This window comes from Tsukamurella ocularis (assembly GCF_965138335.1).
GTDB classification, from domain to species: Bacteria; Actinomycetota; Actinomycetes; order Mycobacteriales; family Mycobacteriaceae; genus Tsukamurella; species Tsukamurella ocularis_A.
The window spans coordinates 51,531-74,665 of sequence record NZ_CBCSDV010000022.1 but is presented as its reverse complement, the minus strand read 5'-3'; the positions used below and the strand labels follow the sequence as shown (position 1 = coordinate 74,665).

Here is a 23,135-nt window from a genome sequence, read left to right as displayed (position 1 = left end):
GCGGGGTCNNNCCCGCCGCCCCGGCGGCACCCTCGGCACCGGCGGGATCGACCCCGCTGGCCGTCCCGACGGTGCCGAACGCCCCGGCTTAGTCACAGGCCCAGGCCGGGTGGCGTCATCCACGCCGCCCGGCCGGTACCCTGAACGTCCGTGGCGACCGAAACTTCTTCGACCTATGACCTGATCGTCGTCGGCTCCGGCTTCTTCGGCCTGACCATCGCCGAAAGGACCGCCGCGGAGCTCGGCAAGCGGGTCCTGGTGATCGAGCGACGGCCGCACCTCGGCGGCAACGCGTACTCGGAGGCCGAGCCGGAGACCGGCATCGAGATCCACAAGTACGGTGCGCACCTGTTCCACACCTCCAACGAGCGGGTGTGGGAGTACGTGAACAGGTTCACCGACTTCACCGGCTACCAGCACCGCGTCTTCGCGATGCACAAGCGCCAGGCGTACCAGTTCCCGCTGGGCCTGGGCCTGGTGAGCCAGTTCTTCGGCCGCTACTTCACGCCCGACGAGGCGAAGGCGCTGATCCAGGAGCAGGCCGCGGAGTTCGACTCCAAGGACGCGAAGAACTTCGAGGAGAAGGCCATCTCCCTGATCGGCCGCCCCCTCTACGAGGCCTTCATCAAGCACTACACGGCCAAGCAGTGGGAGACCGACCCGAAGAACCTGCCCGCCGGCAACATCACCCGCCTGCCGGTGCGCTACAACTTCGACAACCGCTACTTCAACGACACCTACGAGGGCCTGCCCGTCGACGGCTACACGGCCTGGCTCGAGAACATGGCTGCGTCCGACCTCATCGACGTGCGGCTGGACACCGACTGGTTCGACGTCCGCGACGAGCTGACCGCGGCCTCCCCGGACGCGCCGATCGTCTACACCGGCCCCCTGGACCGCTACTTCGACTACTCCGCGGGCCGCCTCGGCTGGCGCACCCTCGACTTCGAGACCGAGGTGCTGCCCACCGGCGACTTCCAGGGCACCCCCGTCATGAACTACAACGACGCCGACGTGCAGTACACGCGCATCCACGAGTTCCGCCACTTCCACCCCGAGCGCACGAACTACCCGACCGACAAGACGGTCATCATGCGCGAGTACGGCCGCTTCGCCAACGACGACGACGAGCCGTACTACCCGATCAACACCCCGTCGGACCGCGAGATGCTCGCGGCCTACCGGGCCCTCGCCAAGACCGAGGCCGCCGAGCGGAAGGTCCTCTTCGGCGGGCGGCTCGGCACCTACCAGTACCTCGACATGCACATGGCGATCGCCAGCGCGCTGTCGATGTTCGACAACACCCTGCGTCCGCATCTCGAAACCGGTGCCGCGCTCACCGAGGAGACGGCCCAGTGACCGATCACGCCAAGACCCTGCTGCAGCGCGTCATCCTCCCGCGCCCGGGCGAGCCGCTCGACGTGCGCTCGCTGTACATCGAGGAGGCCGAGACCAACTCGCGCCGCTCGCACGCGCCCACCCGCACGCAGCTGAACATCGCCGGCGAGTCCGAGGTCAGCTTCGCCACCTACTTCAACGCCTTCCCGGCGTCGTACTGGCGCCGCTGGACCGTCCTCACGGACGTCGTGCTGCGGATCGAGCTCAAGGGCACGGCCCGCGTCGACCTCTACCGCTCCAAGGTCGACGGTGCCCGCATCGCCCTCGGCGGCGGGCTGGTCCAGACCGACGCCACCGGCTACGGCGTCGCCGAGTTCGCCACGGACCTCGGCCCGTTCGAGGACGGCGGCTGGATCTGGTTCGACGTCACCGCCGACAGCGACACCGAGATCATCTCCGCCGGCTGGTACGCCGCCGTCGGCGAGGAGGGCCTGCCGGCCAAGCGCGTCACCGTCGGCATCCCCACCTTCAACCGGCCGGACGACGCCGTCGCCGCGCTCGCGGCCCTGACCAGCGATCCGCTGGTCGACGAGGTGATCGACGCCGTCCTCATGCCCGACCAGGGCAACAAGAAGGTCATCGACCACCCCGACTACGAGGCCGCGATCGCGCCGCTCGGCGAGCGGTACCGCCGGTTCGAGCAGGGCAACCTCGGCGGCTCCGGCGGTTACGGCCGCATCATGTACGAGGCGCTGCGCCTGACCGACAGCCCGTACGTGCTGTACATGGACGACGACATCGCGATCGAGCCCGATTCGATCCTGCGCGCGCTGCAGTTCGCGCGGTTCGCGAAGTCGCCCATGCTGGTCGGCGGGCAGATGCTCAACCTGCAGGACCGCAGCCACCTGCACTGCATGGGCGAGGTCATCGACCGCAACTCCTTCATGTGGACCGCGGCGCCCTTCGTCGAGTACGACCACGACTTCTCGAAGTACCCGCTGAAGGACAAGGAGTACAGCAAGAACCTGCACCGGCGCATCGACGTCGACGGCAACGGCTGGTGGATGTGCCTCATCCCGCGCGTCGCCGCCGAGGAGATCGGCCTGCCGATGCCCCTGTTCATCAAGTGGGACGACTGGGACTACGGCCTGCGCGCCGCCCGCGCCGGCTACCCGACGGCGACGGTGCCCGGCATCGCGATCTGGCACATGGCCTGGTCCGACAAGGACGACGCCATCGACTGGCAGGCCTACTTCCACCTGCGCAACCGGCTCGTCGTCGCCGCGATCCACCACGAGGGCAGCACGCGCGGCATCATGACCAGCTCCATCAAGGCGCTCATGAAGCACCTCCTGTGCCTCGAGTACTCGACGGTCGCGATCCAGATCGAGGCCATGCGCGACTTCCTCCGCGGCCCGGAGGGGCTGTACGAACTGCTGCCCACCGCGCTGCCGAAGATCGCGGCGATGCGCAAGGAGTACCCCGACGCCGTGGTGCTGCCCAGCGCCACCGAGCTGCCCCGCACCTCGGGCCAGGCCACCGCGTTCGGCACAAAGATCCCGCTGAACCCGATCACCAAGGTGACGACGCTGGCGAAGGCCGTGCGCAACAACCTGCGCCCGGCCGACCCGCACAACCACGAGGTGCCGCAGGCCAACTACCCGCCGCTCGAGGCCCGCTGGTTCAGCCTGGGCCGGGTCGACGGGGTCACCGTCACCACCGCCGACGGCCGCGGCGTGGTGTACCGCCAGCGCGACCGGGACAAGATGTTCGCGTTGATGCGGGAGAGCCTGGCCGTGCACCGCGAGGTGGACCGCCGGTTCGCCGAGATGCAGCAGCGCTACCGCGCCGCATACACCGACCTGACCAGCCGTGCGGCGTGGTCGAAGATCTTCGAGCCCGAGCTGTCGGCGCCGGGAGCGGAGCGCCCGGGCCGGATCGACGCCGCATCCGAGAAGGAGACGACCAAGTGAGCAACGCCCCGGAGCAGGCGCTCAGCCCCGAGGAGATGATCCTCGTGGGCGTGCAGGCGCAGCTGGCAGGCCGGCCGGGCGTGCTGCCCGCGGCCCGCGGCCTCAGCCACTTCGGTGAGCACTCCCTCGGGTGGCTCGGCCTGGCCGCGCTCGGCGCGGTGCTGCAGCCGAAGCGCCGCAGGGAGTACGTGACGGCCGGCGTCGGCGCGTTCGTCGCGCACGCCGCGTCCGTCGTGATCAAGCGGATCGTGCGCCGCAAGCGTCCGGACCACCCCTACATCACGGTCGGCGTCGGCACGCCCAGCAAGCTCAGCTTCCCGTCCTCGCACGCCACCAGCTCGACGGCCGGCGCGATCCTGCTGGGCCGCGCGTCCGGCGTCCCCGGCGGCGCCGTGCTGGCGCCCGCCGCGGTGGTGCCGCCGATGCTCGCCTCCCGCATGGTCCTGGGCGTGCACTACCCGACCGACGTGGCCGCCGGAGCCGCCATCGGAGCGGCGACCGCGATGGCCGCGATCGAGGGTGAGAGACTATGGGCTGACCGGGCGGCGCGCCGCGCCTCGAAGAACCAGAGCAAGGGATCGAACAGCTGATGAGCGAGGAGCCGATCGAGCACGGCGAGCCGAAGGCACCGTCGAACCTCGCCACCGGACTGATCAAGGCGATCCGGCCCCGGCAGTGGGTCAAGAACGTCCTCGTCGTGGTGGCCCCGCTGGCCGCCGGCCGCGACCAGCTGGAGTTCGTGCAGTTCGGCAACGTCGGCATCGCGTTCATCGCGTTCTGCCTGGCCGCGTCGTCGATCTACCTGATCAACGACGCGCTCGACGTCGAGGCCGACCGCGCGCACCCCACCAAGCGCTACCGCCCGATCGCCGCCGGCGTGGTCCCGCTGAACCTGGCCTACGTGCTGTCCTTCCTGTTCGGGGCGGGGGCCATCGCGGTCTCACTGCTCGCCAACAAGGAACTGGCGATCGTGATCGCGGTGTACATCGTGATCCAGCTGGGCTACTGCTTCGGTCTCAAGCACCAGGCCGTGCTCGACATCTGCATCGTGAGCTCCGGCTTCCTGCTGCGCGCCGTGGCCGGCGGCGTGGCGGCCGAGCTGCCCAAGGGCCTGTCGCAGTGGTTCCTGCTGGTGATGGCCTTCGGCTCGCTGTTCATGGCCGCGGGCAAGCGCTACGCGGAGCTGCAGCTCGCCGAGCGCACGGGTGCCAAGATCCGTAAGTCGCTCGAGTACTACACCACCACGTACCTGCGCTTCGTCTGGACGCTCGCGGCCACGGCCGTGGTGCTCTGCTACGGCCTGTGGGCCTTCGACAAGACCGCGCACCCGAACAACATCTGGTACGGCCTGTCGATGGTGCCCTTCACGATCGCGATCCTTCGCTACGCCGTCGACGTCGACGGCGGCGAGGCGGGCGAGCCCGAGGAGATCGCCCTGGGTGATCGCGTGCTGCAGGTGCTCGCGATCGCGTGGATTGGAACCGTCGTTGCCGCGGTCTACTTCGCCTGACACTCGGGCCGGCGAGCCCGCCGGCACGGCCCCGTCGACCTTCTCCGCACCCCGAGTCAGCTTCTGGCTCGGGGTGGCGGCGTGCGCGGTCCTGTTCGGCTACGGCGCCTGGCAGCGCCGGTGGATCGCCGACGACGGGCTGATCGTGCTGCGCACCGTCCGGAACCTGCTCGCGGGGAACGGCCCCGTCTTCAACGCGGGCGAGCGCGTCGAGGTGAACACCTCCGCCGCCTGGACGTACATCATCTGGTTCTTCTCCTGGATCAGCGGCGTGCAGACCGAGTACGTCGTGCTCACCGTCGCGCTGGTGCTGTCGGTCGCCGCGATCCCCCTGGCGATGCTCGGTACGGCGCGCCTGTACCGCGGCGGTGCGGGCTGGTCGCGGCTGCGCGGTTCGGGCCTGCTCCTGCTGCCCGCGGGCGGCCTCGTCTACATGGCGCTGCCCCCGGCCCGCGACTTCGCGACCTCGGGCCTCGAGGTCTCGCTGACCATCTTCTGGGTGGCGCTGCTGTGGTACCTGGCGATCTGCTGGTCGCAGGCCGACCGCGATCCCGCCCCGGGCCGGGACCGGACCCGTTACTGGATCCTCACGTGCGGCACCGCGTTCGTCGCCGGCCTGTCCTGGCTGGTGCGGCCCGAGATGGCCGTCGTCGGCGGCCTCGTGCTCCTCGTCATGTTCTTCGCGCCCGTCGGGCTGCGGCTGCGGCTCGCGCTCACGGCCGCCGCCGGCCTGCTTCCCGTCGGCTACCAGATCTTCCGGATGGGCTACTACGGCCTGCCCGTGCCCAACACGGCCGTCGCGAAGGACGCCACCGGCTCCAAGTGGGGCCAGGGCTTCACCTACCTGATGAACCTGGTCGAGCCCTACTCGCTGTGGCTGCCGGTGCTGGCGCTGGTCATCGCGATGCCGATCATCCTGCTGCCCGCGCGCGGCGCCCGTACCCCGCTGACCGGCCGCTTCCGGCTGCCGCGCGGCGGCGTCCACGGCCTGCGCGATCACCTGCAGCGGCCCGCGGTGATCGTGGCCGTGATGTTCCTCGGCGGCGTCATCGAGACGCTGTACTGGCTGCGCCAGGGCGGCGACTTCATGTCGGGCCGCGTGCTGCTCGCGCCGCTGTTCCTGCTGCTCCTGCCGGTCATGGTGATCCCGCTGCGGATCCCGGCGCGCCGCCCCGAGGATTCGACGGTCCGCGGCATCGCCCGGCTCGCGACGGGCACCGCCGGCGCCGCGGTCGCCGCCGTGCTGTGGGTGCTGGTCCTCGGCTGGGCGCTGCACGCGACGACCTTCCGCGGCCAGCCCGACGGCACCGCGATCGGCACCAGCGGCATCGTCGACGAGCGGGCCTTCTACTCGCTGCAGACGGGCCACGCGCACCCGCTCACCGCGGACGACTACCTCGACTACCCGCGCATGCAGTCGCTGCAGGAGATCCTGCGCGCGACCCCGCGCGGCGGCGTCTACCTGCCGTCGTTCGACTACGACTGGTGGTTCATCGATCCGCTGCCCTACCCGCGGCCGGACGACGTGCCGCTGCGGCAGACCGTGTTCTTCACCAACCTCGGCATGACCGGCATGAACCTGCCGCTCGACGTGCGGGTGTGGGATCAGATCGGCCTCGCCTGGCCGATGGCGTCGCACACGGCGCGGCTCGAGGACGGCCGCATCGGGCACGACAAGGAGATGTTCCCGGACTGGGCCGTCGCCGAGGCGAAGGCCTATCCGAAGAAGCCGGCGCTGCCGCCGTTCATCGATCCGGACTGGGTCAACCAGTCGCGGATCGCGTTGACCTGCCCGCAGATCCAGCAGCTGCAGGCCTCGTACGCGGCGCCGCTCACGTTCGACCTGTTCAAGCGGAACCTCAAGCTCTCGCTCGCGAACTACGAGCTGCGCATCGACCGGGTGCCCGAGTACACGCTGCGCATGTGCCGCATGGACGTGCCGCCGCCGCTCACCGACGAGCAGAAGTCGATGCCGAAACCCTGATGGACATCGGCGGGGCGTTGCGGGCGATCACGGACTGCTCCGTGCTCGCCGACGCGGACGCCGTCGCCGGGTACGTCGTCGACTGGACCGGCCGGTGGCGCGGCGGGCCCGCGATCGTCGCGCGCCCGCGGACCGTCGAAGCCGTCGCCGCGGTCGTGCGGGAGTGCGCCGCGGCGGGCGTCCCGGTGGTGCCGCAGGGCGGCAACACGGGCCTCGTCGCCGGCGCGGTGCCGCCCGCCGGGGCGGTGGTGCTGTCCCTGACCGGCCTCGACGCGATCGGCGAGGTGTCCGACGGGGCCGTCGTCGCCGGCGCCGGCGTCACCCTCGCGGCGCTGGAGTCCTTCGCCGCCGCGCGCGGCCTGACCTGCGGGCTCTCGCTCGCGTCCGGCGAGTCCGCGACGGTCGGCGGCGCGGCCGCGACGAACGCCGGGGGAGCGGAGGTGGTGCGCTACGGCACGGCGCGGGCCCGCATCGCGGGGCTGCGGGCCGTCCTGGCCGACGGCGTCGTCCTCGACCGCCGCCGCCCGCCCGTCAAGGACAACACGGGCTACGACCTCGTCGACCAGCTCGTCGGGTCCGAGGGCACGCTCGCCGTGATCACCGACGTCACCTGGCGCCTCGACCCCGCGAGCGCGCACCGCACCGTCGTCGCGCTGGCCTTCCCGTCGCTGCCGGAGGCCGTCGCGGCGGTGCCGGCGCTGCGGACGCTGCCGGGGCTGCGCGCGCTGGAGTGGTCCGACGGTGCCGCCGTCGCCCGCGTCGCCGCCCACCTCGACGCCCCCGCGCCGCTCCCGACCGACGGCTGCTGGGTGTTCGCCGAGCTCGACGCGCCGCTCGAGGAGGCCGGCGCGCTCGCGGGGCTGGTGCCCGACGACCGGATCGCCGTCGCCGAGGGCGCGGAGGACATCCCGCGGCTGTGGCGCTACCGGGCGCGCACCACCGAGGCGGTCAACGCCGCCGGGGTGCCGATCAAGCTCGACGTGGGCGTGCCGCTCGCCGATTTCGCCGAGGCGCAGGAGGCCGTGGTCCGCGCCGTCCGCGAGGTCGCCGACGGTGCCGGTCTCCCCGTCGTCCCGGTGCTGTTCGGGCACCTCGCCGAGGGGAACGTGCACGTCAACCTGCTGCCCGGGCCGTCGGCCCCGGATCGCCGGTTCCCGGAGGAGCTGGCCGAGCGGCTGGAGGCGGCGGTGCTGGAGCAGGTGCTGGCCCGCGGCGGCACCGTCAGCGCCGAGCACGGGATCGGCCGGGCGAAGCGGGCCTGGCCGGCGCGGCAGCGCGGCGCGGAGCAGGTGGCGCTCATGCGCCGGATCAAGGCGGCCTGGGACCCGTCGGGGTTGCTCAATCCGGGCGTCCTGTTCGAGGGCGGGCGCTGACCTGCGGCATCGCTGCACATTTTGTTTTGCAATCGCTGGCGAAGGGGGGTTGCCCAGCGTACATTGGGCGGTCTGCGTCGGAGCCGTCTGCTTCCGGCCGGACAGGAGGACGAAGTGCCCGCGCCCCTGCACCCCCGGGAGCACGACCGCGTCGCAGCGGTGAAGTCGCTGCGGATCATGGACTCGAAGCCGGTACCGGACCTCGAGCGGATCGCCGAACTCTCCGCCGTCCTGTGCGGTGTGCCCTTCGGTTCGGTGAACATCATCGACTTCGATCGGCACTACACCGCCGCGTCCTTCGGGGCCCCGCGCATCCACGCCTCGCGCGAGGACTCGCTGTGCGCGCTGGCGGTCGCGGACGACAAGGTGGTGTACGCGCCCGACGCGAAGGTCGACCCCCGCTTCCAGGGGCTGAAGTTCCTCGACCTGGCCGATCCGCCGATCCACCTGTTCGCCGCGGCGCCGATCTGCACGAGCGACCGGCTCCCCGTCGGCACGGTGCGGATCTACGGCTCCGAGCCCCGCGAGCTGACCGAGCGCCAGATCCGGGGCCTGGAGGACCTGGCCGACCTCGCGATGAGCGTGCTGGAGCTGCGCTCGGCGGCCCGCACCCTGCACAGCACGGCCACGACCGACGCGATCACCCGGCTGCCGAACCGGCACGCCCTGGAGCTCGTGCTCGCCGACGAGGCCGCCCCGCCGGTCGTCGTCGCCGCCTACGCCGACCTGGACGGGTTCAAGCGGTTCAACGACGGGCTCGGGCACAGCGCGGGCGACGAGGTGCTGCGCGGCGTCGCGCGCCGCATCGATTCGGCGATGGGGCCGGAGGACGTGGTCTACCGCGTCGGCGGCGACGAGTTCGTCGTCCTCGCGCGCGGCGCCGACGCCACCCCGGAGGCGCTGGTCGAGCGGCTGGGCTCTGCGATCGGGCGCGCCCCGATCACGGTCGACGGTGCCGACGTCGCCGTCAGCGCGACGGTGGGCGCCGTCTTCGTCGCCGACCACCCCTCCGCGGGTGCGGCGATCGCCGCGGCGGACGCCGCGATGTACCGGTCGAAGGGTGCGCCGCGCGCTTGACCGCCGGCGGTCTCGGCGCCGGCGGTCAGAGCCGGTGGCGGTCCAGGAAGTCCTCGATCGCGGCGGCGAAGACCTGGTTGTCGTCGCCCGCCACCATGTGCCCGGCGCCGCTCACGTCGGCGACCTCGGCGTGCGGCACCCGCTGCAGCATCTTCTCGACGCCCTCGTCGCTGACCACGTCGGACTTGCCGCCGCGCACGATGAGCGTGGGCACGGTGACGTGCGTCGCCGCGGCCCCGAGCCGGTCCTTGTCCTGGATGCGGGCCTCGTTGCGGTCGTCGCCGCGGATGAACGCCGGGTCCCAGTGCCAGTACCAGCGGCCGTCGGCGCGCAGCCGGACGTTCTTCTTGAGCCCCTCGAGGTTGCGGGCGCGCTTGCGGGTGGGGTTGTAGGCGGCCACCGCGTCGGCCACCTCGTCGAGCGTCGCGAAGCCGTCCGTGTGCGCGGCGAGGAAATCGGTGACCCGCTCGATGCCCTTCTTCTCGGCGTCCACCACGACGTCCACGAGCACCAGCGCGGCGGCGATGCCCGGGTTCTCGCCCACCGCGCACAGGCTGGTGATGCCGCCGAGCGAGGCGCCGATCAGCACGGGCGGCGGACCGTCGAGCGTGCCCAGGACGGTCACCAGATCCCCGACGAAGTCGCCCAGGGCGTAGGCACCGTCGGCGGCCCACCCGGTGTCGCCGTGGCCGCGGGCGTCGAGCGTGAGCACCGTGTACCCGCGCTGCGCGAGCGCCGCCGCGGTGCGATCCCAGGAGTGCCGCGTCTGTCCGCCGCCGTGCAGCAGCACGAGGGTGGTCCCGGTCCCGGTCCCGTCACCGGAGTCGGAACCTGCGCCGCGCCAGCGGTCGCCCGCGATCGTCAGGCCGGCGGCGTCGACGGTGAGCGGCTCCGCGGACGGGTACATTTCGGTCATCGAACAGTCCTATCACGCCCCGACGGTGCGGTGACCCCGGCCACCCTCCGCGCGGCACCCGGACCCGAAATCACACCCGTGTAACACTGGTCCCATGTCATCGCTGGGCCGAATCGGAACGCTGCTCGTCGCCGGGGCCGTGGCGGCGGGGACCGTCGTGGCGGCACCGTCGGCCCTGAACCCCGCACCCGCGCACGCCGACCCGGCCCCCGCGAAGTCGCGGATCACCGAGGCCCGGTGGCAGGGCGATCACCAGGTGGACCTCACCGTCTACTCCGCGGCGATGAACGACTCGATCACGGTCCAACTGTTGCTGGCCCGCGACTGGCACGCCGATCCGAAGGCGAAGTTCCCCACGCTGTACCTGCTCGACGGGATGCGGGCGCGCGAGGACCGCAACGGCTGGCTGCTGGAGACGAACGTCGCCGACTTCTACCGCGACAAGAACGTGACCGTCGTGCTGCCCGTCGGCGGGCAGTCCAGCTGGTACACCGACTGGAAGCGCCCCGACAACGGCAAGAACTACCGGTGGGAGACCTTCCTCGCGAAGGAGCTGCCGCCGCTGCTGCAGCAGGGGTGGCGGGCCACCGACGCGCGTGCCGCGGCCGGCGTCTCCATGGGCGGTACCGCCGCCTTCACCCTGGCGGCCCGCAACAAGGGCCTGTACCGCTTCGCGGGCTCCTACTCGGGCATCCTCTCCACGAGCACCCCGGGCACGCCCGAGTCGATCGCGATCGCCATGCGCGACGCGGGCGGTTTCAACGCCGACGCGATGTACGGCCCGCCGACGGATCCCGCGTGGGCGCAGCACGATCCGCTCAAGCTGGCCGAGAAGCTGCGCGGCATCAGCCTGTACTTCAGCTCCGGCAACGGCTCCGGCGGCACCGGCGCCCCCACCGACCTGCAGGCCATGGCCCTCGAGGTGCTCGCCCGCTCGTCCAACCAGGCCTTCGCCATCGAGCTCAACCGGCTCGGCATCCCCGCGAACGCGCTCTACCGCCCGTCGGGCAACCACAGCTGGCCCTACTGGCAGTTCGAGAACGGGCAGGCCTGGCCGCAGGTGCAGGCCGCGCTCGGCGTCGGCAACCCGAAGCCGTGCGGCATCGCCGGCGCGATCGGCGAGGCCGCGCCCAAGGCCCCGGCGCTGGGGCCGTGCGTCACCGTCGAGTACGCCGTGCCCGGCGGCCGGGCGCAGGACTTCCGCGGCGGCCAGGTCTTCTGGTCGGCGGACACCGGCGCGCAGGTCGTGGGCGGCGCGATCGGCGGCGCCTACCTCGGCACGGGCGGCCCCGGCGGCCCGCTCGGATATCCGACCGGCGGCGAGCGCGCCCTGGCCGATAAGAAGGGCCGCTACCAGCAGTTCCAGCACGGCACCGTGTACTGGAGCCCGCAGACCGGCGCCCGCGCGGTGCGCGGCGCGATCCGCGACAAGTACGCGGCCCTGAACTACGAGCGGTCGCCGCTCGGCCTACCCGCGGGCGACGAGACCAAGCTCGCGGCCGGCGCCTTCCAGCGGTTCCAGGGCGGGCAGGTCTACTGGTCCCCGAAGACCCCCGCGACAGTGGTGAACAACGGGCCGATCTTCGTCGAATGGGGACGGCAGGGCTACGAGGGCGGCCGCCTCGGCTACCCCGTCGCGGACGCCACCCCCATTCCCGGCGGCTTCGAGCAGCGCTTCGAACGCGGCGTGATCGCCCTGGTCAACGGTGTTGCCGTCGCGCGCTGACGACCGGCCGAGGGTTGCGCTTCCGCGCTGCCGGTAGCCTTGGCACCGCCCAGTGCCGACGTACTTCAAGGAGAGAAGACATGGCTGGACTTCGGGGAGCCCTCGCGGCCGCAGTGATGACGGGCGGCGTGCTGCTCGGTGCCGTCGCGTGCGGCGGCAGTTCGACGGTCGAGGCGCCCACCACCCCGGTGGAGGGTGAGCCCACCTCGCTGCCCGCGACCGCCCCCGGTTCCGCCACGGCACCGTCGGGCTACCCGGGTGCGAGCTCGGCAGCGAACCCGGCCCTGACGCAGAAGGACAAGACGTTCATCGCGAAGGTCCGCGAGGACGGCGTGAAGGCCCCGGACGACGTGGTGATCAACGCCGCGCAGTTCGCCTGCGAGTACGACAAGTCCGGTCGCGACGCCAAGAATCTCGAGCCCTTCGTGGTCGGCATCCTCGGCCCGTACGACGGTGACGCCGCCTCGGGCAACGCGAAGAAGTTCATCGCCGAGGCGCGGGCCTCCTACTGCAAGAAGTGATCCCGTGACGCATCAGGAGCCCGGAAAGCCGCGCGGCGGGCGCAGGTTCTCGCCGGCGACGATCGTGGTCGGCGTGGTCGTGATCATCGCGCTCGTCCTGCTGGCGATCCTCGTGGGCACGTGGCTGCGGCCCGGCCCGGAGCTGCCGCTCGTCTCGCCGGACAGCTCGTCGTCGAGCCCGTCGGCGACCGCGGCCCGGCCGACGTCGCAGCCCGCGGACTGCCCCGACGTCCAGGTGATCTCGGTGCCCGGCACGCTGGAGTCGTCGTCGAAGGACGATCCGTACCGGCCGACGTTCAACCCGAACTCGCTGATGCTCAAGGTCACCGCGCCGCTCGCCGCGGCGCTGCCCGACTCCCGCGCCGACGTGTGGACCACGCCCTACGTCGCGCAGCTGTCGAACCCCGTCGCCATCCCGCCGGACGGGCAGGTCTCCTACGAGAAGTCCCGCACCGAGGGCTACGACAAGTCGGTCGCGCAGATGAAGAAGGTCTACGACAAGTGCAAGCTCACCGGCTTCGTGCTGATGGGCTTCTCGCAGGGCGCCGTGATCGCGGGCGACATCGCCGGCGAGATCGGCGCGGGCAAGGGCGTCGTCCCCGCGGAGAACATCCTCGGCGTGGGCCTCATCTCGGACGGCCGGCGCGAGCCGGGCGACGCGCGCACCGCGGGCCCGAACCCGCCCGGCGTGGGCGTCGAGGTCGCCTACGGCGGCTTCAGCTTCGGCAGCCTGGCGCTGCGCGGCAAGCGCGAGGGCGGCTTCGGCGCGGTCAAGGACCGCACGGTCTCCCTGTGCGGCAACAAGGACCCGATCTGCAACCAGCCCAAGGACATCTTCCAGGCCGGGAACATCGCGACCACGCTGCCGGAGCTGCAGAAGGTGCTCACCGGCAACTCGCACGCGCTGTACGCCACGACCACGGACTGGTCGTCGAACGGGCAGACGGCCACGCAGTGGCTGCAGGGCTGGGCGCGCGGCGTGATCGACAAGGCGCCTAAGCCTCCCCACAGCTAGCCCTGGTATCCACGTAGAAATGACAGGCACGAAGAGTCAGGGAGCGCGGAAGGCCGGGCGCGTGTTCGGCATCGCCGTCATCATCGCGGCGATCATCGCGATCATCGTGGTGATCACGCTCATCATCTCGATGCTCCGCAAGCCCGAGATCACCCCGCCCGGGCCGCCGACGGGGCCGCAGGCCGCGGACTGCCCGGACGTGCAGCTGATCTCCTTCCCGGGCACCTGGGAGTCCTCGGCGACGGATTCGCCCGAGGCGCCGCGGTTCAATCCGCGCTCGCTGATGCTGCAGGTGACGAACCCGCTGGACAAGCGGTACGCCGACGCCCGCGCCGACATCTGGACCGTGAACTACGCCGCCCAGTTCCACAACCCGGTCGCGGTGCCGCCGGACGGCCAGATGACCTATCAGGCCTCGCGGCAGCAGGGCACCGACCGCGCCGTGGCCCAGATCAACAAGGTCAAGGAGCACTGCCCGCGCACCGGCTTCGTGTTCGTCGGCTTCTCGCAGGGCGCGACGATCGCGGGCAACATCGCCGCGCAGATCGGCGCGGGTAAGGGCCCGATCGCCGCCGAGCGGCTGCTCGGCGTGGGCCTCATCTCCGACAGCCGCCGCGTCCAGGGCCAGGGCACGGCCATCGGCCCGGACCCCGCGGGTGAGGGCGTCGAGGTCACGTTCGCCGGCTTCAGCTTCTCGGGCGTCGACCTGCAGGGCAAGCGCGACGGCGGCTTCGGCTCGGTGAACGACCGGGTCGTCACGATCTGCGGCTCCAACGACCCCATCTGCAACCAGCCCAAGGGCGGGCTGCTGGGCCTGGCCACCGGCCTGCCGCAGGTGATCTCCACGATCACGCAGAACTCGCACGCCGCCTACGGCACCACCGCCAACTGGTCCCTGGACGGCAAGACCGCCACGCAATGGCTCACCGGCTGGGCCACCGGCGTCATCGACAAGGCGCCGAAGACCAAGTAGCCGTGTACCGATGACCACCTGTGCGGTGGTCATCGGTACACACGTCAGCGAGCCTGCTGCTGGGCCGCGCAGTGGACTGCCGCCCCCGGCGCCCCGGCGGTGGGTCGCCGGGAGGAGTGGCGTGCGGTGGGGGAGAGCCGCCGTGTCCTGGGGATTCGGCGCGGCGCGGGGGACGGCCGGTCCCCCACCGGAGGAACGGCGTCCCAGGGGGGACCGAACGCCGGGCACGGGAATCGGCGCCGCGCGGGGGACGACCCGGCGCTGAGCCGGGGATTCACGGCCGGGTGGGGCCGGAATCACAGGGCGACCGAGGCACCGCCGGGCAACCGTTAGGCTGTGCGCAACGTTTCACGACCGCACCACCGTCGACCAGGAGTACCCACACGTGACCACTGAGCCCCGCAAGTTCCGGTTCGCGGCCGGCGGCGCCGGCAACGCCGACGAGGGCGGCGCGCGCAAGTTCGTCAAGCTGGCGCAGGAGGCCGAGGAGCTGGGGTTCGACACCTTCGCGATCCCGGACCGGCTGGACGCGCAGGTGGGACCGCTGGCCGCGCTGGGCGCGCTGGCCGTGAGCACGGACAAGATCCGCCTGGCCACGTCGATGCTCGCGATGCCCTTCCGCCACCCCGCGGTGCTCGCGAAGGAGCTCACCACCATCGACGTGCTGTCCAAGGGGCGCCTCGAGGTCGGCCTGGGCCTCGGCGCGTTCAAGGAGGACTTCGACCAGGCGGGGATCGAGTTCGAGTCCCCCGCCCGCCGCTTCCAACGCCTCGACGAGGGCCTGACGGTGCTCGACGCGCTGCTCCGCGGCCAGGAGGCGGAGTTCGAGGGCGAGGTCTTCCGGGTCAAGGAGCTCAAGGGCTACCCGCGGCCGCGCCAGGGCCCGCGCCCGCCGATCGCGATCGGCGCCGGCGCCCGCCGCACGCTCGAGCTGGCCGCGCGCCGCGCGGACGTGGTCTCGATCAACCCGCGCAGCTCGTCCGAGGGCAAGCTCAAGATCTCGGACATGTCCATGGACGCCGTGAAGAACAAGGTCGAGATCGTGAAGGCCGCCGCGGGCGACCGCTTCGCCGACATCGAGCTCTCCTGGTCGATCGCCACCATCGTCATCACCGACGACCGCGAGCAGGTCGCCGACTTCGCGCTCAAGGCCATCGAGCGCGGGCTCTCGGCCAGCATCGAGATCGACAAGGAGGTGACGATCGACGACGTGCTGGGCTCGCCCTACCTCGCGATCGGCACCTTCGACGAGATCGCCGACCAGGTCCGCGCCACCCGCGCCGCGACCGGCATGTCCTACGTCGGCGTGATCCCCACCCAGATGGAGGCCTTCGCACCCGTCCTGGAGCAGCTCAAGGGCGAGTGAGTCCCGTCCGCCCCCGACCTCACGGTTTTCGTCCTGCCCGACGGTGCGCGGTACGATAGTCGGGTTTGCGGATTTTCACAGCGTGGGAACAGCCCGATCGGGTGAAACATGTTGCGGATATCAAGCACTATGAGGTGGCGCACAGGCCCGCAACGGGTCGCGCCCGCCACGCGATGTACCACTGTATGACCGTCTGCCGCCCGGCGACGGTTACGAGGAGCGATGCATGAACAACGAGTTTGACCAGTTTCTGGACGAAGACGGCAACATCTTCTTCCGCCCCGGAACCACGCTGGTCGACTTCGTCGAGCGCAACGCACGGGAGCGCGCCGACACCCTCGCGTACCGCTTCATCGACTACAGCCGTGAGCGCGACGGTGTCGTCCACGAGCTGACCTGGTCGCAGTTCGGTGCCCGGCTGCGCGCCATCGGCGCCCGCCTGCAGCACATCACCAAGCGCGAGGACCGCGTCGCGATCCTCGCGCCGCAGGGCCTGGACTACGTGACCGCCTTCTTCGGCGCCCTGTACGCCGGCAACATCGCGGTGCCGCTGTTCAGCCCGGACGAGCCGGGCCACACGGACCGCCTGCGCATCGTCCTCGAGGACTGCAAGCCCACCGCCATCCTCACCAGCTCCGGCTCCGCCGAGGCCTGCCGCAACTTCTTCCGCCACCTCCCGGCGAAGGAGCGGCCGCGGATCATCGCCGTGGACGCCATCCCGGACTCGGTGGGTTCGACCCTCAAGCCCTTCCCGATCTATCGCGACACCATCGCGTACCTGCAGTACACCTCGGGCTCCACCCGGAACCCGGCCGGCGTGCAGATCACCTACGAGGCCGTCGGCACGAACGTGATCCAGATGATCCACGCGCTGGACCTCAACGAGAACTCCCGCGGCGTCACCTGGCTGCCGATGTTCCACGACATGGGCCTGCTCACGGTGATCCTCCCCGCCCTCGGCGGCAAGTTCATCACCATCATGAGCCCGTCGGCGTTCGTCCGCCGCCCCGGCCGCTGGATCAACGAGCTGGCCGCCGTCGAGGACGGCGCGGAGACCTTCGCCGCCGCCCCGAACTTCGCCTACGAGCACGCCGCCGCCCGCGGCCTGCCCAAGGAGGGCGAGACCCTCGACCTGTCGAACGTCAAGGGCCTGATCAACGGCTCCGAGCCGGTCACCGTCTCGTCGATGAAGAAGTTCAACGAGGCCTTCGCCCCGTACGGCCTCTCGCCGAAGGCGATCAAGCCCTGCTTCGGCATGGCCGAGGCGACGCTGTTCGTCAGCTCGACCCCCGTCGAGAACGAGGCCCGCGTGGTCTACGTCGACCGCGACCAGCTGGCCGCCGGCACGTTCGTCGTCTCCGAGGAGGGTGCCGAGGGCGCCGTCCCGCAGGTCTCCTGCGGCGACGTGGCCCTGAGCCAGTGGGCCTGCATCGTCGACCCGGAGACCGGCAAGGAGGTGCCCGACGATTCCGTGGGCGAGATCTGGCTCCACGGCATGAACATCGGCTCGGGCTACTGGGAGCGCGACGAGGAGTCCCGCGAGACCTTCCAGAACTACCTGACCCCGCTCTCCGAGGGCAGCCACTCCGAGGGCGTGAAGAACCTCGAGAAGGCCAAGTGGATGCGCACCGGCGACTTCGGCGTGTACCACGGCGGCGAGCTGTACATCACGGGCCGCGTCAAGGACCTGGTGATCGTGGACGGCCGGAACCACTACCCGCAGGACCTCGAGTTCACGGCGCAGGAGTCGAACACCAAGTACATCCGCACGGGCTACGTGGCGGCCTTCTCGGTGCCCGCCAACGAGCTGCCCGCCGCGGTCTTCGAGAACGCGCACTCCGGCCTGACCTTCGACCCGAACGATCAGAGCGAGCAACTGGTCATCGTGGCCGAGCTCGGCGCCGGTGGCGCCAAGCAGGACCAGCAGGCCCTGGCCGACGGCATCCGCTCGGCCGTGGGCGCCGCGCACGGCGTGCTGGCCCGCGACATCCTGCTGGTGCCCGGCGGCTCGCTGCCCCGCACCAGCTCGGGCAAGATCGCCCGGCGCGCCGGCCGCGCCGCCTACATCGACGGCACGCTGCGCGGCGGCTACACGCAGACCGCGTTCCCCGACGCCGACGCGAACGACGTCCAGTAGCGCCCCGCAACCCGCTGCGCTGAGCATCACCCGGCGCACGGGACCTCAACAACTTCATCACCCGCGACTGGGTAACCCACGGTCTCGACGCGAAGGGTAGACACAACATGGCTGAGAACGAGTACACCCCCCATGAAGGCCCGACCGGCAAGGCCCGCGAGGATCTGAGCCTCGAGGAACTGCGCGCGTGGATGCGGCAGTGGATCGCCGACGCGACCAAGCAGCCGCTGGAGAACATCACCGACGACAAGTCGCTCGACGAGTTCGGCCTGGGATCGCGCGACGCCGTCTCGATGGCGTCCGACATCGAGGACTTCACCGGCGTGCAGCTGACGGCCACCGTCGCCTTCCAGCACCCGACGATCGCCCTGCTCAGCCAGCGCATCATCGACGGCGACCCGGTGGTCTCCGACGACGACCTCGCGGCCGAGGCGGCGCAGTACGACCGCGGCGAGGAGTTCGAGGCGAACCGCGGCGTGCACGACGTGGCCGTGGTCGGCCTCGCGACCCGCTTCCCCAAGGCCGGCGAGACGCCGGAGTCGACGTGGGAGTTCCTCATCGGGAACGGCGACGGCACGACGGACCTCCCCGAGGACCGCTGGCTCGAGTTCAAGCAGGACCCGCGCCTGAAGGCCGTGCTCGACGAGGCCAACACCTTCGGTGGCTACCTCGACGACGTGGCCTCCTTCGACGCCGAGTTCTTCCAGATGACCCCGCGCGAGGTCGAGATGGTCGACCCGCAGCAGCGGCTCGCGCTCGAGCTCACCTGGGAGGCGCTGGAGCAGGCCAACATCCCGCCCAGCTCGGTCAAGGGCACCCGCACGGGCGTGTGGATGGGCAGCTCCGCCAACGACTACCAGATGCTGGCCGTCGCCGACCCGACGAAGGCCAACCCGTACGCGCTGACCGGCACGTCGACCTCCATCGTCGCGAACCGCGTCTCGTACTTCTACGACTTCCACGGCCCGTCGGTCGCGGTCGACACCGCGTGCTCGTCCTCCCTGGTCGCGATCCACCAGGCGATCCGCAGCCTGCGCGACGGCGAGACCGACATGGCCGTCGCCGGTGGCGTGAACATGCTCATCGTGCCCGCCGCGACGCTGGGCTTCGACAGCCTCGGCGCGCAGGCGCCCGACGGCAAGATCAAGGCCTTCAGCGCCGACGCGAACGGCATGATCCGCGCCGAGGGCGGCGGCGTCGTGCTGCTCAAGCGGCTCGCCGACGCCGAGCGCGACGGCGACGACATCCTCGGCGTCATCGCCGGGTCCGCGGTCACCTCCGACGGCAAGTCCAACGGCATCTTCGCGCCGAATCCCGAGGCGCAGGTCATCAACCTGCGCGACGCCTACATCGACGCCGGCATCGACCCGCGCACCGTCGACTACCTCGAGGCGCACGGCACCGGCACCATCCTGGGCGACCCGCTCGAGGCCGACGCGATCGGCCGCGTCCTCGGCCGGGGCCGCGAGGCCGAGAAGCCGCTGCTCCTCGGCTCGGCGAAGACGAACTTCGGCCACCTCGAGGCCGCCGCGGGCATCGCGGGCGTCGCGAAGGTGCTGCTCGCCATGCGGCACGGGCAGATCCCCGCCTCGCTCAACTTCACCAGCCCGAACCCGTACATCCAGTTCGAGGCCAACCGCCTGCTCATGGCGACGCGGAACACGGAGTGGCCCAAGTACTCCGGCAACCGTCTCGCGGGCGTCACCGGCAACGGCTTCGGCGGCACCAACGCCCACGTCGTGATCAAGGAGTACGTCGCGCCCGAGATCGTGGAGGGCGAGGCCGAGGCCGGCGACGCCACCGCGAACGCGGTGCCCGATTTCCACCCCGGCACCGTCGACGGTGCCGCGGTCCCGCTCGTGCTCACCGCCTACGTCCCGTCGCGCCGGAGGGCCGCCGCCGCCGAGCTGCTCGCGTGGCTCGAAAGCGACGAGGCGAAGGAGTACACCCTCGCCGAGATCGGCCGCACCCTCGCGAGCCGCAACCACGGCCGCGTCCGCTCGGTGGTCATGGCCAAGGACCTCGACGAGGCGATCAAGGGCTTCCGCGCGATCGCCGAGGGCAAGAACGCCCCGAACGTGATCTCCGCCAACCAGCCCGACGCGGCCGGCCCGGCGTTCATCTTCTCCGGCTTCGGCAGCCATCACCGCAAGATGGCCAAGCAGCTCTACCTCGAGGACGCCGTCTTCAAGCACTACTTCGACGAGGTCAACGAGCTCATCATCGACGAGTCGGGCAACGACTACGCCGACATGATCACCGACGACGAGCAGACCTTCCACATCGAGACCGGCCAGGTGGGCATCTTCGCCATCCAGGTCGCGCTCGTCGGCCTGTTCCGCCACTACGGCATCGAACCCGGTGTGGTGCTGCCGCATTCGATGGGCGAGGCCACATCGGCGTGGGTCACCGGCGGCCTCTCGCTCGAGGACGCGGTGCGCGTCATCTGCCAGCGCTCGCGCCTCATGGGCGAGGGCGAGGAGATGCTGCCCGAGGAGATGGAGCGCTTCATGGCGCTCGTCGAGTACAGCGCCGACGACATCGAGACCGTGCTCGGCGACTACGAGGGCCTGGAGATCTGCGTCTACGCGGCCCCCACCCACACCGTGCTCGGCGGCCCCGGCAAGGTCATCGACAAGATCGTCGCCGAGACCGAGGCCAAGGGCCTGATGGCGCGGAAGCTGGTGACGCGCGGCGCTTCCCACACCTCGCAGATGGATCCGCTGCTCGGCGAGCTGCAGGCCGAGCTCATGGGCATCGAGCCGCACGCGCTGCAGTACCCGATGTACTCGACCGTGAACAAGGACGAGTTCTACAAGGCCGGCCACGCGCCGGTGCACGACGTGGACTACTGGATCAAGGGCCTGCGCCACAGCGTGTGGTTCACCCAGGCCGTGGAGAAGGCCGTCGAGGCCGGCTACCGCACCTTCATCGAGTTCTCCCCGAACCCGATCACGCTGATCTCGGTCGCCGCGGTCACCTTCGGCTCCGGCATCCAGGACGCCGCGCTGGTGCAGACGCTCAAGCGCAAGGAGGACGAGCCCGGCACGATCATGACCGCGCTCGCCACCGTCTTCGCGCGCGGCCACCACGTGGACGTCGCCGCACTGTTCGGCCCCGGCCGGTACGCGCCGGTGCCCCGAACGAAGTTCCAGCGCAAGCACATCTGGATCCAGACCAAGCTGCCCGACGGCGGCTCCGGCGTGGTCCCGGGCGGCCACGTCGCGCTGCCCGACGGCCGGCACGTCTGGCAGCTCGACGCCGGCGCGCTCACCCTGGGCGACCAGTCCCGGATCCCGCTCGTCGATCTGGCGAAGCACGCCGCGGCCCAGGTGCTCGACGGTGCCGCGGTCACCGCGGCCGTCGAGCACGGCGAGCCGAAGGACGGGCTCACCCTCACCACGACGCTGACCCCGCACCCCGGCGGCGCGTCGATCCAGGTGCACGAGAACACCGGCAAGGGCTTCCGGCTCCTGCTGGACGCCGTCGTCGCGGGCGGCCAGGCCTCCGGCACCGCCGCGGCGCCGCTCATCACCAAGGCCGTCGCGCCCGCGGCGGAGGAGTCGGACGAGCTCGACGCCGAGCCCGCGATCACCGTCTCCGAGGAGACCGAGGCCCCCGCACCCGAGGGCAGCGGCGAGCGCTGGTCCCCGGACACGGGCGAGACGGTGGAACACCGCCTCGGGCTGATCATCGCCGAGATCATGGGCTTCGAGATCGAGGACCTCCCCAAGGAGATTCCGCTCATCGACCTGGGCATGGACTCGCTCATCGCGATGCGCATCAAGAACCGCGCCGAGTACGAGTTCGACATCCCGCCGATCCAGATCCAGGCGGTGCGCGACGCCTCCTTCAACGACGTGGTGCAGTTCGTCGAGTACGCGGTCGAGCACCGCGACCAGGTGGACGCCCTCGCCGAGCACCAGTCCGGCAGTGGCGAACTCGCCGACGCCGGGCAGCTGGCCGAGATGATGAAGGCCGCCAAGGCGGAGGCCGCGGCGAAGGCCGAGGCCGCCGAGACCCCCGCGGCCCCGGCCGCCGAGGCAGCGCCGGCCGACACCGAGGCGGCACCGTCGGACCAGAAGACCGAGGCCGACACCCCCGACCTGCTCGACGGCGCCGCCGTCGCGGCGGCCGTGGGCGACGGCGTGCCCCCGCGCGACGCGGCGGAGCGCCTCACCTTCGCGACCTACGCGATCGTGGTCGGGAAGTCCCCGGGCGGGGTGTTCAACGAGCTCGACGTGCTGGCCGAGGACGTGGCGGAGAAGCTGACCGCACGCCTCTCGGAGCGCGCCGGCGGCGAGATCGACATCGAGGACGTCATCGACTCGAAGAACATCGAGGAGATGGCCACCTACGTGGGCGCCGTCATGAACGAGGCGACCCCGGTGGACGGCTTCGTCCGCACGCTGCGCAAGCCGGAGGGCTCGGACCGCAAGCCGCTCTTCCTCTTCCACCCCGCGGGCGGCAACACCACCGCCTACGAGGCGCTGCTGCGCAAGCTGCCGGAGGACCTGCCGATCTACGGTTTCGAGCGCGTCGAGGGCGAGATCGAGGAGCGCGTCGCCGAGTACCTGCCCAAGCTCAAGGAGATCCAGCCGACGGGGCCGTACCGGCTCGCGGGCTGGAGCCTCGGCGGCGCCTTCGCCTACGGGCTGGCGCGCGCGCTCGAGGACGAGGGCCAGGAGGTCGCGTACGTCGGCCTGCTCGACGTGGTGGCCCCCAGGGTGCCGCTGACCGACGAGCCCGCCGAGAAGAAGGCCCGCCTGGAGCGCTGGGAGAAGTTCGCGCGCAAGAACTACGACATCGGCAGCGAGATCGAGCTGCCCATGGATCGCCTCAACGCGGCCGACGACGAGGGCCAGTTCCGCATCATCATGGAGCTGGTGCAGCTGTCCGACAAGAAGATCCCGACGTCGATGATCGAGCACCAGCGCACGTCCTTCGTGGACAACCGGATGCTCATCAAGGTGAACCCGGCCGATTACGGGAAGTTCGGCGGCACGGTCACGCTGTACCGCGCGGACCGCATGCACGACGGCGCCGTCGAGCTGGAGCCGAACTTCGCGGACATCGCGCCGGACGGCGGCTGGGCGCCGGTGGTCGAGGACCTGCGGATCGTCAAGATCGGCGGCGACCACCTGCAGATCATCGACGAGCCGTACGTCGGCAAGATCGCGACGCACATGGCGGACGAGCTCAACCGGGCCGACGGCGGCCGGTGAG

Annotated in this window: 15 protein-coding genes; 14 read left to right on the top strand and 1 reads right to left on the bottom strand. The window is 71.1% G+C overall.

The features are described from left to right. The first annotated feature begins 150 nt into the window (after positions 1 to 150). The 7 genes from glf (at position 151) to ACNAYW_RS18365 (ending at position 9,255) form a co-directional block, all read left to right on the top strand. A complete protein-coding gene (gene glf / locus ACNAYW_RS18395) occupies positions 151 to 1,359 on the top strand; it encodes a UDP-galactopyranose mutase (protein WP_415851105.1) in 1,209 nt (402 codons plus the stop codon). After that, positions 1,356 to 3,311 carry a glycosyltransferase gene (locus ACNAYW_RS18390; RefSeq protein WP_415851104.1) on the top strand — a complete coding sequence of 652 codons (1,956 nt, stop codon included), beginning with the start codon at positions 1,356 to 1,358 and terminating at the stop codon, positions 3,309 to 3,311. The genes glf and ACNAYW_RS18390 overlap by 4 nt, the downstream gene beginning before the upstream one ends. A 35-nt stretch (positions 3,312 to 3,346) precedes the next feature. Further along, positions 3,347 to 3,901 carry a phosphatase PAP2 family protein gene (locus ACNAYW_RS18385; RefSeq protein ID WP_415851106.1) on the top strand — a complete coding sequence of 185 codons (555 nt, stop codon included), beginning with the start codon at positions 3,347 to 3,349 and terminating at the stop codon, positions 3,899 to 3,901. Then, positions 3,901 to 4,821: a decaprenyl-phosphate phosphoribosyltransferase gene (locus ACNAYW_RS18380; RefSeq protein ID WP_238219858.1), complete on the top strand. Its 921-nt coding sequence runs from the start codon at positions 3,901 to 3,903 to the stop codon at positions 4,819 to 4,821. The genes ACNAYW_RS18385 and ACNAYW_RS18380 overlap by 1 nt, the downstream gene beginning before the upstream one ends. After that, on the top strand, positions 4,799 to 6,805 hold the full coding sequence (gene zomB / locus ACNAYW_RS18375; protein WP_415851103.1) for a flagellar motor control protein ZomB: 2,007 nt from the start codon (positions 4,799 to 4,801) through the stop codon (positions 6,803 to 6,805). The genes ACNAYW_RS18380 and zomB overlap by 23 nt, the downstream gene beginning before the upstream one ends. Then, positions 6,805 to 8,178 (top strand): FAD-binding oxidoreductase, encoded by a 1,374-nt coding sequence (locus tag ACNAYW_RS18370; protein WP_415851102.1) that lies wholly within the window; start codon positions 6,805 to 6,807, stop codon positions 8,176 to 8,178. The genes zomB and ACNAYW_RS18370 overlap by 1 nt, the downstream gene beginning before the upstream one ends. Positions 8,179 to 8,292: 114 nt before the next feature. Continuing rightward, entirely contained in the window at positions 8,293 to 9,255 is a 963-nt protein-coding gene (locus tag ACNAYW_RS18365) for a GGDEF domain-containing protein (protein WP_415851101.1), read from the top strand. Between the two features lie 25 nt (positions 9,256 to 9,280). Here ACNAYW_RS18365 and ACNAYW_RS18360 read toward each other — a convergent pair whose 3' ends face one another. Next, positions 9,281 to 10,171: an alpha/beta fold hydrolase gene (locus ACNAYW_RS18360; RefSeq protein ID WP_415851100.1), complete on the bottom strand. Its 891-nt coding sequence runs from the start codon at positions 10,169 to 10,171 to the stop codon at positions 9,281 to 9,283. 94 nt (positions 10,172 to 10,265) lie between these two features. On the opposite strand from ACNAYW_RS18360, the gene ACNAYW_RS18355 reads away from it, so the two are divergent. The 7 genes from ACNAYW_RS18355 (at position 10,266) to pks13 (ending at position 23,134) form a co-directional block, all read left to right on the top strand. Then, positions 10,266 to 11,897: an alpha/beta hydrolase-fold protein gene (locus ACNAYW_RS18355; protein ID WP_415851099.1), complete on the top strand. Its 1,632-nt coding sequence runs from the start codon at positions 10,266 to 10,268 to the stop codon at positions 11,895 to 11,897. Between the two features lie 80 nt (positions 11,898 to 11,977). Continuing rightward, entirely contained in the window at positions 11,978 to 12,418 is a 441-nt protein-coding gene (locus ACNAYW_RS18350; protein ID WP_415851098.1) for a DUF732 domain-containing protein, read from the top strand. Between the two features lie 4 nt (positions 12,419 to 12,422). Continuing rightward, the gene (locus tag ACNAYW_RS18345; RefSeq protein ID WP_415851097.1) at positions 12,423 to 13,433 is read left to right on the top strand and encodes a cutinase family protein; all 1,011 of its coding nucleotides are present in this window, start codon (positions 12,423 to 12,425) and stop codon (positions 13,431 to 13,433) included. Between the two features lie 19 nt (positions 13,434 to 13,452). Continuing rightward, positions 13,453 to 14,406, top strand: coding sequence for a cutinase family protein (locus ACNAYW_RS18340; RefSeq protein WP_415851096.1), 954 nt, complete (start codon positions 13,453 to 13,455; stop codon positions 14,404 to 14,406). A gap of 385 nt (positions 14,407 to 14,791) precedes the next feature. After that, positions 14,792 to 15,772 (top strand): TIGR03621 family F420-dependent LLM class oxidoreductase, encoded by a 981-nt coding sequence (locus ACNAYW_RS18335; RefSeq protein ID WP_415851095.1) that lies wholly within the window; start codon positions 14,792 to 14,794, stop codon positions 15,770 to 15,772. A 226-nt stretch (positions 15,773 to 15,998) separates the two neighbouring features. After that, complete coding sequence (fadD32, locus tag ACNAYW_RS18330) at positions 15,999 to 17,909, top strand: long-chain-fatty-acid--AMP ligase FadD32 (protein WP_415851094.1); 1,911 nt, start codon at positions 15,999 to 16,001, stop codon at positions 17,907 to 17,909. 107 nt (positions 17,910 to 18,016) lie between these two features. Then, the gene (pks13, locus tag ACNAYW_RS18325; RefSeq protein WP_415851093.1) at positions 18,017 to 23,134 is read left to right on the top strand and encodes a polyketide synthase Pks13; all 5,118 of its coding nucleotides are present in this window, start codon (positions 18,017 to 18,019) and stop codon (positions 23,132 to 23,134) included. Position 23,135: the final 1 nt, after the last annotated feature.